Origin of the sequence: Novipirellula aureliae, from assembly GCF_007860185.1 — a bacterium.
GTDB classification, from domain to species: domain Bacteria; phylum Planctomycetota; class Planctomycetia; order Pirellulales; family Pirellulaceae; genus Novipirellula_A; species Novipirellula_A aureliae.
In genome coordinates this window covers 70,149-87,510 of sequence record NZ_SJPY01000003.1, presented here as the reverse complement: position 1 = coordinate 87,510, position 17,362 = coordinate 70,149, and the positions used below count along the sequence as shown (strand labels likewise).

Below are 17,362 nucleotides of genomic sequence, written 5' to 3'. Positions count from 1 at the left end.
TGTCATCGTTCCATGTCATCGTTCCATGCCATCGTTCCATGTCATCGTTCCATGTCATCGTTCCATGTCATCGTTCCATGTCTTCGACAACACCACCATTACTGCCGTGACATCCGACCCCAAGCCAAGTTCCTCGCCGAGTTCCTCGGCTCGGCTGGGCGATGGGAGCGATTGGAATGATTCGTCGCCGCAAGCAAGGTCGCCTAGCCCGGATGATTCATGGACTTGCAAATTGTTTTGCTAACGTCTACGCCTTCAAGCGTTTACGTTCATTGCTCGAAAAACAGTCTGCGTATTAGCCGGGCTAGGGAACGCTTCGGTTTGAACCTCTCCGCTGTCAAAGCGATCTCGCTTTTTCTTTTAGGACGATCCCAGCTACAGCGCTCAATCGCTTGCCGACTTCCTCCGACGACAGGGCTTCCCCCTTCCTCTTCGAGAGTATCTTTCAATCAGCTTCCATGTAGCGAAGCCGAGTTGATTGTTTCGACGCCTACAAAAAAAAAGGGTTTTCAGCGATTTGCTGAAAACCCCGTTTTATGCAGTGCGGATGAGAGGACTTGAACCTCCACGACCTTGCGGCCACTAGAACCTGAATCTAGCGCGTCTGCCAATTCCGCCACATCCGCGTGTGCTTGGCTAAGTCCCTTCTAACGATATCCCGTCTCGCGTCTTTTCGCAAGTGGCAATCGACTGCACCCCCGCTGATCGCCGCTCGGCTCTCCGAGCGGAAAATGCTTTCGGGCTAAAGGGTCAGAAGGGTTCGCAGATCGAACGATCGACCGGTCCCGCCAGTGGATGCTTTCTACTCGGAGAGCCGAGCGCAATCGGGCGAAGTCATGCTAAGAATTGAACGACGAATCAAATCGTGTGACAATATGTCCCACAGAACTTATGGCGGACAACACTTCGCAAAGCGTCGATTTCCGGTGCTTCCCCGTCCGCAAACGTTTACTCATTCGTAGACCTCTCAACCGTGTCTTGGTGGGGACGAATCAAAGGACTAGTGTGATGAATGCATTGGATGCCGAGGGCAACGTGAGCGTCGGCTAAGAATCGTATTCGATGGATAGGCAGCGAGATCCTTCGGCATCCCCTGGGCTTGAGCCAACATGGCAATGACTTCGTTCCCCCCCCTTAAAATGATTGGATAGGGCTTTAAGAATGCTTACACAAATCTTTGAATGGCAACGTTTCAGGATGGTCGCCGCAATGACCGCCATCACACTGATTCTGAGTTTGCCGATCGCGGTTGCTGCCCAAGATGGCGCGCCCGCGATCAATGATAGCGCACCGGACGTTGATGTTACGTCGACAGCCGATAGCGTGGTCGCACCCGTCGTCTCGATTCCACCAGTCGACGACACGATGACGGTTTTCGTTTGGTCGATCGCTTTTATCGGTTCGATTTGCGCGTTGATCCAAGCTTACCTGTTCTACAAAACGATGCAGACCTCCGATCCTGGCAACGATCGGATGCAAGAAATCGCTGGCTATGTACGTGAGGGCGCCAACGCTTACCTGACCCAGCAATACAAGGTGGTTGGCGTATTCTTTCTCGTCATTGTGGCACTTCTTGCCTATGCTGCGTTTGGCCTCAACGTGCAAAGTCGCTGGGTTCCATTCGCGTTCCTGACAGGCGGTTTCTTCTCAGGCTTAGCGGGTTGGTTCGGCATGAAGACCGCAACGCTGGCGAGCAATCGGACGGCGGCTGGCGCGCAAAAGTCGCTCAACCAAGGGTTGCAGGTCGCATTCCGATCCGGTGCGGTCATGGGTTTGACGGTCGTCGGCCTCGGTCTACTTGATATTACCCTTTGGTTCGCCGTGCTGTACTGGGTACTCCCGCTCGTGAATCCCGATTACACGATGAAGCTGGTTGATATCACCGTGACGATGCTGTGCTTTGGAATGGGGGCCAGTAGTCAAGCGTTATTTGCTCGCGTCGGCGGTGGTATCTTTACCAAGGCCGCGGACGTCGGAGCGGACTTGGTTGGCAAGGTCGAACAAGGGATTCCCGAGGACGATCCGCGTAACCCAGCAACGATTGCCGACAACGTTGGTGATAACGTCGGCGATGTCGCAGGCATGGGAGCTGACCTCTATGAGTCTTATTGCGGATCGATTTTGGCGACCGCTGCTCTAGGCGTCGCCGCGTTTTCAACAAGCGAGTTGGTTCCAAGCGGGATGAACGGGACGCAAGCTCAACTGCAAGCGATGATGCTGCCGATGGCGATCGCGGGTATTGGCATCTTCTTATCGATTGCCGGCATCTATGTGGTCCGTACAAAGGATGATGCGACGCAAAAGAATTTGCTCTCAGCCCTTGGACGTGGGATCAATCTTTCCACCTTCCTGGTCGCCGTTGCCGCGATTTTCCTCGGTACTTGGTTGATGCCCAAAACCCTGGGGACGACCATAACGGTTGGCGGTATCGCCTTGCCCGGCGTTGCATTTAGCGTGATTACCGGATTGGTTGCCGGATGGATCATTGGCAAATGGACCGAGTATTCCACCAGTGATGAGTTCAAGCCGACAAGAAATTTGGCGGATCAATCGTTGACGGGCCCTGCGACGATCATCATTGGCGGGATTGCCGATGGCATGATGAGTGTTTGGGCGCCCGTGGTCGTCATCTGTATTGCAACACTCGCTTCCTTTGGATTTGCAAACGGTTGGAACTTCTCGGATGTTAACTTCTTTGCACTTGGACTCTACGGCGTCGGGATCGCTGCGGTTGGTATGCTTAGCACTCTCGGCATCACCCTAGCAACCGACGCTTATGGACCGATCGCGGACAATGCGGGTGGCAACGCCGAAATGTCGGGACTCGATCCGATTGTCCGGCAACGTACCGATGCACTCGATAGCCTCGGTAACACCACAGCAGCAACGGGTAAAGGCTTTGCAATCGGATCGGCGGCGCTGACGGCACTTGCGCTAATGGCTGCTTACATCGAAGAAGTTCGCATTGGTTTTGAACGTTGGGGTGACGAGGTCGTGGAAGTGGTCGATGCCGATTTCATCAAGGCATCGGACGGCTTTGTCGTCAGCAAGTACAGTGATGCGAATGGCAAAATGCATTCGGCTACCTGGTTGGTCTCGCCCACCTCGTTGGCAGCCGATGAAGAGCTTGAAGCCGCGTGGAAAGCGAAAACCTTCAAGGCAGGTCCGGTCGAAGTCGCGGACATGATCGCCTACGACCTGGACGAGAGTGGAGCGATGAAGGTCGACGAATTCGGCCGTCCAGCGGGAGCCAGGTTCACCGCGACCGGCGATAAGCTGATCTTCCTACCCACTGCCCACATTCAAGACTTCAGTGACTACTACAACTTTTCGGTGATGAACCCGAAAGTATTGGTTGGCACCTTTTTGGGCGTGATGGCTACTTTGGTCTTCTGTGCAATGACGATGAAAGCGGTCGGGCGTGCCGCTCAGGGGATGGTCGAGGAAGTCCGACGCCAGTTCCGTGAAAAGCCAGGCATTATGGAAGGGACCGACATGCCCGACTACGCGGCGCCGGTCGCAATTAGTACCAAGGCAGCTCAGCGTGAAATGATCGTGCCATCACTACTTGGCCTGTTGCTACCCGTTGTGACGGGGCTCTTGCTCGGCGTTGGAGGAGTCATGGGACTACTCGTGGGAACATTGACGGGAGGTTTTTGTATCGCGATTTTCATGGCGAATGCGGGCGGATCTTGGGATAATGCCAAAAAGTACATTGAAGCCGGTGCGCATGGTGGCAAGGGAACCGATGCTCACAAAGCAGCGGTTGTCGGTGATACCGTTGGCGATCCGTTTAAGGACACGAGTGGCCCGAGTCTCAATATCCTGATCAAGTTGATGAGCATGGTCAGCGTCGTTGTTGCGGGTTTGATCGTTCGCTACAGCTTGGTTGCCCTCGGGATCTTTTAAAAAAACCTTCGGGTTCCCTGTATTCGCTATCCTGCTCCGTCCGGGTCGCCCGGGCGGAGCCGCTAGCAACATACGTTGGGTGTCAACTTATGCGGACCAGAGAACAGGGGAGAAATAGGGGAAAGGTAACACTCAAAGCGAAATCCGCTAAGCGTTTTTCAAGACCAAGTGTCTACAAGCGATAACGTTGTCGCAACTGGCTAACGCGTCGACGATTAGGGAATCGAGCGACGAAAGGAAGGAAATGAATTTGCCAGCATTTACGATGCTTCGGTTACGCTCGCCCCCCAATCATCCTGGGAGGATTTCGTTTGCAATGTAGAGAAAAGTTCGGCATTTTGATTGGAATCGAAAGCATATGACTGTAGAATAAGGGGTGCGAAGTTCGTATTGGGATTCTTGCTACCATCCCAATACAAAAATATCCCTACTTGTCACACACAAGGAAAGATCAAGATGATTACCAACGCACTAGACGGTCGCTTGAGGGCTCTTGAGGATGAGTTCTTCCGCCAGGTAGACCTGAAGCTATGTGAACAGCTTCGCGAAAAGGTTTTACGAGACGAAGCTCGCAGCAGGTTGGCTCGTTTAGTCAACATTGATGACACCGATGTTTTAGATGAACTGCTTCTTCACGGAATCAATGATCAAACGGTTCCGGTGCTGCTACTTGTTCCGCTGGTTTTTGTTGCTTGGTCCGACGGCCGAATCACGGATGCAGAGAGAGGAACGGTTATGTCAATCGTTTCACGATACCTCAAAGACGAATCCCCCGAGGTCTTGAAGTTGATTGATAATTGGCTAGATCGTAAACCGAGTGAAAAGCTTTGGGATGCTTGGCAAGCCTATATTGAAGCATTGCGAGAACAATCCTCGGGGACCGTTTGGGCGATTTTAAGCGAAACGCTGATTGAGCATGCAAACCGTGTTGCCGAAGCGTCGACAAGTTATCTGTCGTTCAAACGGATCTGTGCCGAAAAGCAAGAGGCATTGGCCCGTTTAAGTGAGGCGTTACAAGATTGAGCACAAGATTGAGTTGAGCCCGTGGGGCCCACTCTTCATCATCCCCCTCAACCGGTTCGTTGTTTGGATCTTCTTTTCCAGCGGCGAACTGGTTTTTTCGTAATTTGACGGCTGCGTTCCCAGGCTTCTGCCTGGGAAACGCAATGAGTGGCAGTCTATTGTCGACGGACCGGGATCTCGTAGTTCAAAATCCTGTGGCCGTCCTGTTCGCCTGCTCGCAGAAGCAATGTTGTTCCAATCAATTCGGCCCCATCGGACCAATAAAAATCGCGGCGAACGGTCTCGCCAGGCTCTACACTGATGAAGCGTCTTTGGTATTGCCGCCCCGATTGCGGAAAAACCATGCAGTCATAGAGAAGTGGTTTCTCGGAATGGTTTTGCATTTCGACTTCCACTTTGAGTTGTCCACCCTCTAAGATGTCGGTCGTCGCTTTCAATTCCAAACCATGGGGACCGACATTGATTTCTCGGTAGACGGTAAACCGCTTAGGAGGTATGGTTTGCAACTCGAAATCGAGAGCCAATTCGTAGCGGCCGACTTTTGCACTATTGTCTAAAACCACATTAAACGGTTCGGTCGTATCCCGCCCGCCGATTAGTTCCCAATTCAATGATGGCTGCTCAAATTTCCATGACATTGGACTGCGGATCCTAACGTTCCCAGCCAATCCATCGCGAACGGGGTTCTTAAATTTCAGCTCAAGCGGCTGGGTTTGCCCGAGAATGCTATCGAGTTGCGTTTGCTTCAGTTCGACCGACATTCGAAAGGCCAAGAGGTCGGGATCGACATCGACAAGGAAGGTCGGCAACTTACCAATCTTAACCCGCTGGACCTGGCGGTTCTCGTAGTTTTCGAGCGGCAATTCACTGGTCTTTCCCCAGACGTCGATTGCGTAGACATCTTCACCTAGGTAGATCAATTCTTCGGTCGGATTATCCGCCCAAACCATCAGCACCGCTCGCGTCTCACCAGCAAAAATGATGCTGTTGGCTCGGCTACGCATTTTGAGGGATCCCATTTGTCGCAGATCCCCAATCAATTGTGCCGTCGTCCGCCAAGGCAGCAGCATTTCATCAGGTCGGCTGTCACTTGTCAGCAAGCCTGTTTCCGAATCATGAGGATTCGAAACGAAGGCCGCTTCGACCCGGTGCTTTCGGACGGTTGCCATTCTTTGGATGAGATCCAAGATGCGTGTATCGCGGTCATAGCGACCCTTTGGCAATGGGTTCAATAGAATCCAAGTCTTTGCGTCAACATGCCGACGGGATTCTGGATCCAATGACAAATAGGCATCGAGTTCTTCCGCGGTCAAAGCGGGCTGGATCGATCGACAAACCGCTTTCCAAGATCGTTGCTGCGATGAGAGGGTTGGTTCATTCCAAGGCCAATTGATCGTTATATCGAGCGGTTGTCCGTAGCCTTGCAGCCCCGTGGCAATCGACTTGACCGATTCTTGCAAGCGGGTTCGCCCGAGGAAACTAAAATCATCATCCGCACCGAGTTGCCATTTACGGACCTTTAGAGTCAATCGACTCATCACCGGTTCGAGTAGCGGTTGCCAAACTTCGAAATCCCGAAACAGCTCCGATGCAACGATTTCACGTTGGCTACGCAAATCGTAATTCGCAAACTGATCCTCCGGTGGTCGATCAAGCAACCCGACCGTCTGAATTTTGCTGTCTTGCAGTCGTGTGAACAGATCCGCAATCTGACTGGCTCGAACTTCATCATCAGGAGCGATCCAAGCAGGGTACTTGACCCAGTCGACCCCGATTTGCAACAACCAATTCACGAAATCGCGGGGCGGAATCGTGCCGTCGTCCTGAGGAATCCCGATGGTGCTATGTTGACCCTGCGTTTGGATCGCAGATGGATCCAAAGCTGTTCGAGCCGTATCCCTCTGATTCTGGTAGGGAAGCGTCCATCCAAAGCATCCAAATCCCCGTTTTTCAACGAGTGGTTCAATGACCGCCAACGTGGTTTGAGATTCCAATTCGTCAACGCCCGTTCCTTCAATCACCGCCTTCACGGTGTAGAACCCAGGCGAAAGACGAGGCATTTTCCAATCGAAACGCATGTCCGTCGTCGCCGAGCGAGATTCGCTGGGTTCACTTGAAACGGAGATGTTCGAGGGGATCGGGGTGGATTGCACCAAGCTTCGGATGCTCGACGCTTCCGACGCCATTTCGTTCTTGTCGGCATCAAATAGGTGAAACCGAACCCGGGACGCACCCTTGGGTAGCCCAAGCACTACCGCCGTTGCTGTCACCCCGCTGCCATAGTCGTAGATACCAAGCGGACGATCGGTCACGAGCTGAAGCTGGGGAAACGGCTCCACTCGCAAATTGTCAAAACCAATGAAACCACGAATGTCTTCCAAGCCGTCTTCACCGCCCTCGACGGAGACCCGCACGAACATGTACTTTGCCAGCCTCGGAGCGCGGAGGTTGTTTACGGCGTACTCTTTCCAACCGCTTGACCCGCGGACGATCGGTGTCGAATGCGACTCCAATTCCATCCCTTGTTCGTCGACAAATACCAACTCGGCACGCGCGGTATCGTGACGCAGTCCGCTTGTCATGATGTCGGCCGAAAACCTGTATTGATACATTCGACTCGTCGGCACCTTTTGCGATTGAACCATGGCCAAACCACCGTCGAGTTCAATCCGCAAATAACGGTCACACAATAGATCGGCAAGCGACGGAGGCAAAACAGGCAAGGAGGGAAACCATTTTCGGATGCTCGGCCAAAACCGCATGACGGTCGCATCGACGTCGCGAGTTTCACGCATTACCTTAAGATCATGGGCTTCGATCGCTATTTTGACGTATTGTGGGTAGCGATTGCCCGTTCGACGTTGCCAATCATCGGGCCAACCATCATAGTTGGTATCGGCTGAACGGGAAAAATCCCAGACGAACGATTTTAGCGATTCATCAAACCGTTGTTGTAGTTCCTCCAATTTTTCCTGGATCGGACTTCCCATGGCCGGCCCCGTGTCGGTTTGCTGAATGTTTTCTGCTTGCAACAATCCTGCTTGTCCGATATCGGTGAGTCCGGTGCCCGTGAAGGCAGCTAGCGCTATTGCCAAAATTGCAATAACGCTCCATCGATCTGGAAGGTATTTTCGATCGATGGGCGCTCTATCGCTCGAGTCACGGTTGCGTAAACTACCGCTTAGTCGAATGGTTCGAAACGAGCGAATCATCTGAAAAAAAATCGCAAAATGAGAAATCAACGTGGCGGAAATAAAAATAGCAGTCCGAATTGATAGCTTGCCGGTCCAGCTTTCCAAAGCATTGCAGCTAGCATCGCAACTTGGTGCGACGGCGGTGGAAATAAATGCAAGAAATGGCATTCGCCCTTCGGAATTATCGGACACTGGGCTTAGACAATTGCGGAAAATGCTGAATGATCTGAATTTGCGGGTTGCCGCCGTTCGATTTCCAACCCGTCGGGGCTACGACAACCCCACCGATTTGGATCGCCGTGTCGATGCGACCAAGGCAGCGATGCAGCTGGCCTACCGCCTCGGGGCATCCGTCGTGATCAACCAAATCGGTGGGATTCCTGACACGACCGACGATCCGCGGTACACATCGCTGCAAGGCGTCGTCGACGACCTGGGCCGCTACGGTGCGAAAGTGGGCGCATTTTTGGCAGCCGAAACGGGTAGTGAGTCCCCAGAGAAACTGGCTGATTTGATCAAGTCGAACGACAATGCGTACATCGCTGCCGCATTGAATCCGGGGCAGTTGATTATCAATCGGCACAGTCCCCGCGAGGCGATTCGAGCTCTCGGAGATCGAATTCAAGTCGTTAGCGCAGTGGATGGTGTGATCGATCTGTCCGCTGGTCGTGGAATCAGTGTGCCGCTGGGGCAAGGAACCGCCGACTTTCCCGAACTCCTGGGGATGCTAGAGGATTTTCCGTTTCGTGGCTACTTCGTGGTTGGCCGACAACAAATGCCAAGCGACACCGTACTCGAAGAATTGCAACAGGGCATCGAGTATTTGGGAAACCTTTAGGTCCGACGTTTGGAGAAAGACGTTTTGCAAAATCGGTTTGTTGTCCTCGAACATACGCCAGGCGACCAATTGGGTCGGTCGGGCGACGTACACTTCGATTGGATGTTCGAGAGTGACGGAGTGCTACGGACATGGGCGACCGAACCGATCGTACGATTCGATCAGTCGATTTGTATCGTCGCAGAGAAATTGCCAGATCACCGCATCGAGTATCTCGATTTCGAAGGTGACATCGGCCGAGGTCGTGGAGCGGTTTCGCGTCGCTGTGAAGGCAGCTATCGATTGCTTGATCACGATAACCTTGATCACAATGACCTTGATCACGATAACCTTGATCACGATGAAAACGTCTTCGTCGCCGAACTTACCTGGCACGACAAACGGCCGCCTCGTGGGCTAGCGGCAAATAAGAATCGACTTGAAATTCGGCCAGGAATCTTGCGACTTTTCTGACATCTTAGCCATCAAGGAAATTGACTCGGCTCCTCCAATCGAATGAAGTATTTCAACGAGAGGGATCGCGTTAGAACCTGATGGGGTTTGGTAGCCAACTACGAAATCGTTCGGCTACTCCAGGCGTATCGACGTGTGCGGGCGAATTTTGCGTTTCCACGGTGACCGCTTCGTCCGTGGAACTGGCTTCGATCAAGCGTTGAGCCCAGCGGTTTTGCAGCAACTTTGAAGAGGGTTCCAAGTTGCCTCGCTGAATACCTTGTACTGCCAAGAAGGATTGCGTTTGCAATTCAGTCCGCTCTTGATTGGTGGGAAAAAAATCATGTAACCGCACATCGTCAATCCAAATTTTTCCTGGTGACAAACTATCGATCGTCACACGGAGCGTCTCAACTTCCTCTGGAACCAATGTCGCAGCCTCGGTGACTATTTTGCGAGGCTGCCACTGCCCGTTTCTCGGCAGCGCCACCGTTTCGCTGAATCGGAACGATTGACCAAATTGCGTGCCTTCGATCGAGACACGGACTTGATGAGAAGATCCGATATGCGTTGCTTCAGCACGCAGCGACATCGACACAGCTAAGCGACCCGACTTAGGCGGCGTGATTGTTTCGGTCACAAGCCAAGTCTGCTGTGACCCCGCACCGTCCGTCTTCATGCATAGAGATCGCTTTCCATCGGTCGCCTCGCTATCGTCGACAATGACGCTACCGGCTGGATACTGGGCATGCAACCATCCTTTGATGCCAACATTTCCCGTTGCTTCGAAACTGCCGTTTGATAATCCTTGATAAGGTGTGCTATCGGAAAGTGTACCGAGTTTTTCGACAATGGTTGCAACATCCGTCTTGATTTTTTCAATTCGGATGGCCCCCCCTTGAACACTGGAGGTCCACATTCCAAGTGCCTGAGGCTCTTCACGTGTGGCACTTCTCAACAACTTCATTTCGCCAGCATCAAGACGAATTTCAGTCACTCGCCCATTTTCGACTTGATCGACTGTTTTTGATGAATCCCCGATCGATTCCCACTCGATCGCTTTTCGGCATCTTAGTTGTACGCTGCTTGGCCAAGGGGATTGATTGGTGACGAGTAGAACGAGATGCTGATTCTCGACTCCCCACTTTAGGTGAACCGTTTGAGCCACAGGATCCGGCGATGCGAATTCGTTCATCTTTTGCATCGTGAGTGCTGCGACGCGATTCATGGTTTTCCGTAGGCCATCCTGCAAACCCATTTGCATGGTTGTGTCATCATGCAAGACGACTAGCGGATCGAGTCGATCGACCCACACGTTCAATTCCTCCGCAAAACCTCGGTCAATCAACCCAGAATCCAAATCCGAGCGAACGGACAATCCGATTTGCCCAGCAACGCCTTGCAAATCGGCAACCTTCCGAGCGATTCGCTTTTCCGCTTCCATCTCGGCCGAGATACACTCATAAGCACCTCGAAATTGTGTCGCAACAGGCACGATGCAGGAACGGCGCGAATGGTTGGGCCATGACTTGTCGACGAGACATGGACCACTCCGATTGACAAAGGCGGAATCAGGTAAATCCACTAGCAAGAGGCTTTTTCCTTGGCATTGCTCGGCAATGGCATCATAAATGGCCCGCTGACGGTCTCTGTCTTGCCTTTGTTCATCTTCGGACAATCGGGCTTGATCTAACGATTTCGGTTGATCGTTTTGGCCGCACGATAGCCATATGCCTGCGAAACAACGGTGCGACAGAGAACGCTTAACGACCTCCTTCGTCAACGCGACTAACGATCGTTGTTTCTCATTGGGATTGGCGTCGATTGGCATGACGGTATCCAAACCAACGACAACCCGCTTCTCCAATCGATCGGCTAGGCTAAGTAGAATTTCTAACTGATCGCGTTCATGGCGGTGCGAACATCGAGTGGGTGCATACTGATTCGTTTTGAACCACGTTTTTCCACCCTCGTTTGCATCAACGAGCAACGTATCGGCGCCAAGAAGACTTGCGTAATTACAAACACGTGTCGTCGCGGTAACCAGTTTGTCGATGGCGATCGATTCGACCGAAAAATCGGACTTGAGAGAATGACATCTTGGAATCTTTCCGTATGCCTCGATCCAATCGGAGCTGGTGAGTCGTAGAGCGGTCATACGAAACGACTGTTTGCTCGCGTCCATATCATCAGACGAACGGTCAATGGGCGGCTCAAAGGCGGTGGCCAATTTAGCGGGACCACTTTTGATTTCAATCGACTCGATCAATGCATCGCCTAGCCGATCGAGATTTGTGATGTGAATACGCTCGTTCCCATTTGCATAGTACAAAAACGATTGTGTGCGCCATTTTTGATTTTCATCGTCATATCGATCCGAAGCACGCGGGAAATCGTGAACCACGTAGTCCGCGCCGCCGGATTGCTCCTCGCCGGACAAATCACTTGTGATTTGGATACGTAACTTCAGAGTTCGATTGGCTGGGTAGCGAAGCGAGATATGGTGGGGATAGCCAATGCGTAGTTTGGGCAACGAGGTTTCAAACGATTGGCCGATCGGGACGCGAGCAACCTTTTCGCCTTCATAGATTTCCTCGATCAGTTGCGTGGATTCGACGCTAGGTCGTGTTTTTACGCTCGCTGACGAAGCCGAAAAGAAGGCAGGTCCTCGTGATGAAAACATCTGACGGACAGGCCAATTTGAGACAGGCCAATTTGAAATTGCCCAGTCCGAAATTTCGGTGAACTTAATCTTTTGGATCGTTGGCCAGGTCGCAAAATCGATTGCTCCGCCCACGCTTTCTTTTTCCGGTAAAACAACGACAGGACGACCGATGCGAGTCACGATCTCTCCCCGACGGCGTAGCCTTGACCAAAGTCGACTCTCGGTTGCCACTTCATAGCGAAGCTCATACACGCCTGGCTGAGACGACGTCGAATCGGTGATTTGGATCGGCTGGGAATTCCCAAGTGAATCCAGCGAGAAAGTGGATGTCTGAGTCCAAACGGTTTCACGGTCGCTCAATCGAATCATGGACGAAATCAATTGCAACGGTTCGTTGTTAGGCAAACCTCGTTGCGGTACAACGAGCGAGTTCGCTCGAACGACGATCTCGAGCGGCGTGTTGGGTTCCCGAACGAGTCTTTCATCTGCCATCGAAATACGAAGCATGTCTCCGTCGATACGCTTCAATGTCCAATGAATCACACCGTGATTGTCGATCGGTTGGGCGGCTAAATCAGCGATCGCTATTCGAGTCACATCACCATCATCGGACGATACCGATGCCAATGGACCGGAGGCAGCGACTTTTTTGACCCGCACGACTAGCTCCGCCTCAGCGGAAGCTTGGACACGAAATCGTGCCCCACCCTTGCTCGTTGCTGTTCGATTCACCCTCGCGCGTCGATTCCCAAAGACAAGCGGCGATTCGAAACTCCAGCCGGTTTGCTGGAGGGAGGCAGCTTGCGGGGGCGTGATCGAAAAGGCGTTGCAAGTTGACACATCGTCGCAGCGGTTCTCTAATTCAGAAATGGTCGCTGGCGAGGTTGAGCCATTGACGCGATTCGAGTTCGGATCGACCACTTCAACTTCGATTCGAAATGGCTGCGGGGGGCAGGCAGAATCGTCGGCATTGGGCGACCAATTCAATTCGAGACGAAAATCCAAAGCTGCGATTTCCCCGGGCCCTTCCGCGAAAACCGAGCCAGAAACAAGCGAAACGAGAGCGCAGCAGATCAAGTACGCTTTCGAAAAAAGCGGTCGTATTGAGTCCATCCGGCAAAGACGTCCTTGTCCAGCCATGTCTCGCCTTGGGCGTTTACACGTTGAGAAATGGTTTACGTGGAAGATTAGGAAATCGCCCAATACTTCCGCAACAGCAAGCAGATCATTCTGATTGAAAGCGAAGGTTACGCATAATATCGCCTGCAAGTAAATAGGAATCGATGCCCTTACGTAGCCAGAGCTAGAAAACTATCTTGCTAGGCATGCACGCCCCCCGAAAAAGAACATCTCGTATCCCGATACCGTGGACCGCCCTAAAAATCGCGGCGAAGTTCGCGCTGCCCATTGGAATCGTCGTTTGGCTGTCCTTTCATATCGATTGGGTTCAGCTTCAGGAACAGCCCAAGAACTACGGACTGCTGGCGGTTGCCTTTGTGATCGCGCTTTCCGGTGTCAGCTTGTCATTCGCTCGTTGGTGTTTACTGGTCCGATGTCAAGGGATTTCGCTATCAGTGATCCAGGCATTCCGGATTAGCGCAATCTGTTTTTTGTTCAATTTCGTTTCAGTCGGCAGCGTGGGGGGGGATCTCTTCAAAGCTCTTTTTCTGGCCAAACGACGTCCGGGAAAACGAGTGGAAGCGGTTGCCTCGGTGCTGGTTGACCGGGCCGTCGGGTTGTTTGGACTGGTGCTTCTTGTCGCAGCGGCGATCATCGTTACCAATCCAACCGGCTCAAGCGATGTCACGCAAATACGACTCGATCAGATCAAGTTTGCGACGGCCGTTCTAGTATTCGCCGGGACCTTTGGTTTGCTGTGTCTGGTTTTCGGAGGCAAACAGATTGACAAAATCATCGCCCGATCACGGACGATTCCTGGTGTGGGTGCCATCCTTGCGAAAGTAGCCGCACCATTAAGAATGTTTCAAGAACGCCGCATGGGGCTGCTACTAGCCATCGTGATGAGCTTGGGCGTTCATCTATTGATCGTTGTCAGCATGTACTTGATCGCTCGCAGCCTGTACGCCGATCCACCCACATTTGCCGATCATTTGGTCATCGTTCCTATCGGGATGCTGGCGGCCGCACTACCGGTTGCTCCAGCCGGTTTGGGGGTTTTCGAAGTGGTCATTCAATGGCTCTACGAAGTCATACCTGCCAAACCAACGATGGCATCAGGAACCCTCGTCGCGTTGGTTTTTGAATTGGTTAAAATCACGATGGCGATTGTCGGAACCGTGTTCTACTGGACCGCCAACGAAGAGGAGCGGACGATCATCGAAGAAAGCGAAGAGCTAGATCACTAGCCCGCCGGACATCAAATCGTAGCGAAAGTCGCCAAGACGTTCATCCATTCCGTGTTTCTTCCAGACAAAATCGAAAGACTTGACACTTCCGCCACGACCGTACCAAGCCGTTCCGATCGAACACGTAAAACGGCAGCAAACCCCGTCGTTTTTTGCTACGATTCCACTATGAAAAACTCACTTACTTTTTTAAAAAACTTTGTTCTCCATCCGACGCAAGTTGGCGCGATCGCTCCGAGTAGTCCAGGTTTGGTTACAGCGATGGTCGATTCGTTCGATTGGCAAACCGCCAGAAACGTTGTTGAATTCGGCCCCGGCACCGGAGTCTTCACGGAAGCGATTATCAAACGATTGCATCCGGAGGCTAAATTCTTTGCAATCGAGCGTTCGAGTGAGCTCGTTCGCGCGACCCGCGAACGTTGTCCATCGGCCACCGTCTATCACGACAGCGTTACGCAGATTGCCGAGATATGCGAACGGGAGGGCATCGAGCAAATCGATAGCGTGATTTGCGGATTGCCATGGGCCTCCTTCTCAACAAGTCTTCAATCCGAGATATTCGACGCCATGATGGGAGTCTTGAGTTCCGAGGCTCGTTTCGCCACCTTTGCGTATTGGCAGGGCTTAGCCTTACCGGCTGGCCGACGTTTTTCGCGGCGATTGCAGCAAACATTTGCCACGGTCGAAAAAAGTCGGACCGTATGGCAGAACTTGCCCCCCGCGTTCGTCTATCGCTGCGCGCTGAGCAAATAGTCACCTGCTGTCGGATTGCGACGGTTGAAAATCGCAACGACCTAAAACTCGGTAAACCTCCGCTTGGTCGGTAATCCCTTTCTGGACAAGCTCATCGGCAACCTCTCGTAAACTGGTCGCTCCGGCTTCTTTAGAAGCTGCCTGCATCTTTGCGACCGAACCACCCGCTTCTAAGGCGTCCGCCATCGCTTCACCTGCGGGATCACTCCCATCAAAGCGATGACAGCATGCAATCGCAATTCGCCCTTGATAGCGTGAACCCAAACATTCGCCGCACTTTGTTTGCTCTGAATGGAGACCGCCGTCAACCCCGCGGCAATGGGTGCATCGGCGCCGTAGCAATCGCTGTGAGAGGACCGCGGTAAGTCCGCTTCGCAGTGCAAAGGTTGGTGTTCCGAATTGAACGAAACGCCGAAGCGTCGAGGCGACATCGGAAGCATGCAAGGTCGAAAAGACCAAATGGCCCGTCATCGATGCTTGAATCACCGCCTCGGCGGTCTCCGGATCACGTATTTCACTGACTAGCAATACCTCACTATCTTGTCGTACCGCACTGCGAAGCGCCGAAGCCAACGTCATTCCACCGCTCGGGTCAAGCTCGCTTTGACTGATCGAATCGATGATGGACTCAATCGGATCCTCGATCGTCAAGACGCTACGGCGAACGTTCGAAGCTGCGATTTCGCGAAGCATCGCGTACAACGTCGTCGTCTTGCCACTACCCGTTGGTCCCGATATCAAAATTGCTCCATCGGTTTGCTGGGACAACCGAACCAACTCGGCCGTAATGAAATCCGACATGCCAAGCGATTCGACCCGATCATACCGATCGTTCTGGCGAAGTAGCCGGATCACTGCACGTGGTCCATGGACGGTGGGAAAAACGCCTAACCGCATCGAGATGGATGGATCCAACGCACCTTTCGATGACGCACCTTGCGATGACGCAGCGGTAGGCCAGTTTAATCGTCCTTCCATCGGTTGGCTGCTGCGATACGTGGGCAAACTTGCCAGAACCATTAAGCGAGCCACCGGGTCACTCAAACGGCTAGCTTTGATCGTATCAACGACCGCCAAAACGCCATCGATCCGGAACAGGACTTCCCAGCCCACATCGCCGCGAGGTTGCAAATGAATGTCAGACGCCTGCGCTTCGATTGCATACGGCACCAGCCGCTCTACCACCTTCACCGCAAAATCAGAAGTTTCGGGATCCAAGTCAGCAAAGCGGTTGATTAGCATTCGGTCGTTCCCTCGTGTTCAGTGAAATATCGCCTTACCCAGAAGTGATGCTAAGCGATTGGTTTCCGCATCAAAATCAATCGCAAGTGTACACTCTATTTTCTGTCACGACGTGGTGCATGAGGATGTCGTGCTCTTCCACGACGATTCGATCAAATATTTGGCATTCGTACGCCAGCCCTATTCGATTCGCTGTTTGGGGCACGGTCTGCAAAAACCGATCGTAATAGCCTTTTCCATTTCCGACGCGACCACCGCGGCGATCGAAAGCGACCCCAGGCACACATAGAAAGTCAAGCTGTTCGGGCCGGACGACTTTTCCACTTCGCTGACGAAGTTCGACTTTCGGCTCCAAAATCTTATAGGCCCCCGATTCGAGTTCTGCCAAGGATTCCAAATGGAACAGTCTTAGTGTTCCCCCTTCACAAAAGGGCACCGCAATCTTTTTAGCGTCTGAGAGTTGTTCCGCTATCGCCCGATGCGTCTGGACTTCCGATCGAGTGCTTACATACCACATGACCCACTGAGCCCGTTGGAATTCAGGTAAATGGACGACGCGTTGAATAATCCTATCGCTGACAGCGCATTTATCTTTCAATGAATGCCGCGCCCTATACCCGGCCTTTCGGAATGGTTCTTTGTTGTTTTGTTCCAAATCGTTACACATGCTCTTGCCGATACGTCCGTCCACTTCTCTATCGGTTTACCGGTATATTCCTGATTATCGCTTCGTCCGTTGAAATTAGCCTTTTAATCAATCCGAATAATGTCACACACTTCGATTGCCGAATTAATGCATAGAAGGGTATTGATTCGAGTGACGAACGACGTGTGGGGCAAAGTGACTCATTCGTTTCTCTTCCCTAAAAGCGGTCTAGGTTTTTTCTCAGCAGCAATCGTTTGACGTTTTCTGCATCGGGGGGCAAAATCCTGGGCCGTT

At 52.5% G+C, this 17,362-nt stretch carries 10 protein-coding genes and 1 tRNA gene; 6 read left to right on the top strand and 5 right to left on the bottom strand.

What is annotated here, in order from left to right:
- Positions 1-542: 542 nt before the first annotated feature.
- Positions 543-626 (bottom strand) — tRNA-Leu (locus Q31b_RS09675).
- Positions 627-1,365: 739 nt separating this feature from the next.
- Here Q31b_RS09675 and Q31b_RS09670 point away from each other — a divergent pair.
- Together Q31b_RS09670 and Q31b_RS09665 are read left to right on the top strand one after the other, a co-directional pair.
- Positions 1,366-3,909, top strand: coding sequence for a sodium-translocating pyrophosphatase (locus Q31b_RS09670; protein ID WP_146599960.1), 2,544 nt, complete (start codon positions 1,366-1,368; stop codon positions 3,907-3,909).
- Positions 3,910-4,365: 456 nt separating this feature from the next.
- A complete protein-coding gene (locus tag Q31b_RS09665) occupies positions 4,366-4,932 on the top strand; it encodes a hypothetical protein (protein ID WP_146599502.1) in 567 nt (188 codons plus the stop codon).
- Between the two features lie 155 nt (positions 4,933-5,087).
- Here Q31b_RS09665 and Q31b_RS09660 read toward each other — a convergent pair whose 3' ends face one another.
- Positions 5,088-8,027 (bottom strand): hypothetical protein, encoded by a 2,940-nt coding sequence (locus tag Q31b_RS09660; RefSeq protein ID WP_146599501.1) that lies wholly within the window; start codon positions 8,025-8,027, stop codon positions 5,088-5,090.
- Positions 8,028-8,175: 148 nt separating this feature from the next.
- On the opposite strand from Q31b_RS09660, the gene Q31b_RS09655 reads away from it, so the two are divergent.
- Together Q31b_RS09655 and Q31b_RS09650 are read left to right on the top strand one after the other, a co-directional pair.
- Positions 8,176-8,964, top strand: coding sequence for a sugar phosphate isomerase/epimerase family protein (locus Q31b_RS09655; protein WP_146599500.1), 789 nt, complete (start codon positions 8,176-8,178; stop codon positions 8,962-8,964).
- A gap of 24 nt (positions 8,965-8,988) precedes the next feature.
- Complete coding sequence (locus Q31b_RS09650) at positions 8,989-9,417, top strand: DNA polymerase ligase N-terminal domain-containing protein (protein ID WP_146599499.1); 429 nt, start codon at positions 8,989-8,991, stop codon at positions 9,415-9,417.
- 70 nt (positions 9,418-9,487) lie between these two features.
- Here the strand turns inward: Q31b_RS09650 and Q31b_RS09645 are convergent, their stop codons facing one another.
- Positions 9,488-13,066: a hypothetical protein gene (locus tag Q31b_RS09645; protein WP_146599498.1), complete on the bottom strand. Its 3,579-nt coding sequence runs from the start codon at positions 13,064-13,066 to the stop codon at positions 9,488-9,490.
- A 320-nt stretch (positions 13,067-13,386) separates the two neighbouring features.
- Here Q31b_RS09645 and Q31b_RS09640 point away from each other — a divergent pair, with 320 nt between their 5' ends.
- Both Q31b_RS09640 and Q31b_RS09635 read left to right on the top strand, forming a co-directional pair.
- Positions 13,387-14,427: a lysylphosphatidylglycerol synthase transmembrane domain-containing protein gene (locus Q31b_RS09640; RefSeq protein WP_146599497.1), complete on the top strand. Its 1,041-nt coding sequence runs from the start codon at positions 13,387-13,389 to the stop codon at positions 14,425-14,427.
- Positions 14,428-14,595: 168 nt separating this feature from the next.
- Positions 14,596-15,180 (top strand): class I SAM-dependent methyltransferase, encoded by a 585-nt coding sequence (locus Q31b_RS09635; protein WP_146599496.1) that lies wholly within the window; start codon positions 14,596-14,598, stop codon positions 15,178-15,180.
- Here Q31b_RS09635 and Q31b_RS09630 read toward each other — a convergent pair whose 3' ends face one another.
- Together Q31b_RS09630 and Q31b_RS09625 are read right to left on the bottom strand one after the other, a co-directional pair.
- A complete protein-coding gene (locus Q31b_RS09630; RefSeq protein ID WP_146599495.1) occupies positions 15,181-16,422 on the bottom strand; it encodes a GspE/PulE family protein in 1,242 nt (413 codons plus the stop codon).
- 76 nt (positions 16,423-16,498) lie between these two features.
- Positions 16,499-17,089, bottom strand: coding sequence for a 5-formyltetrahydrofolate cyclo-ligase (locus Q31b_RS09625; RefSeq protein ID WP_261343854.1), 591 nt, complete (start codon positions 17,087-17,089; stop codon positions 16,499-16,501).
- Positions 17,090-17,362: the final 273 nt, after the last annotated feature.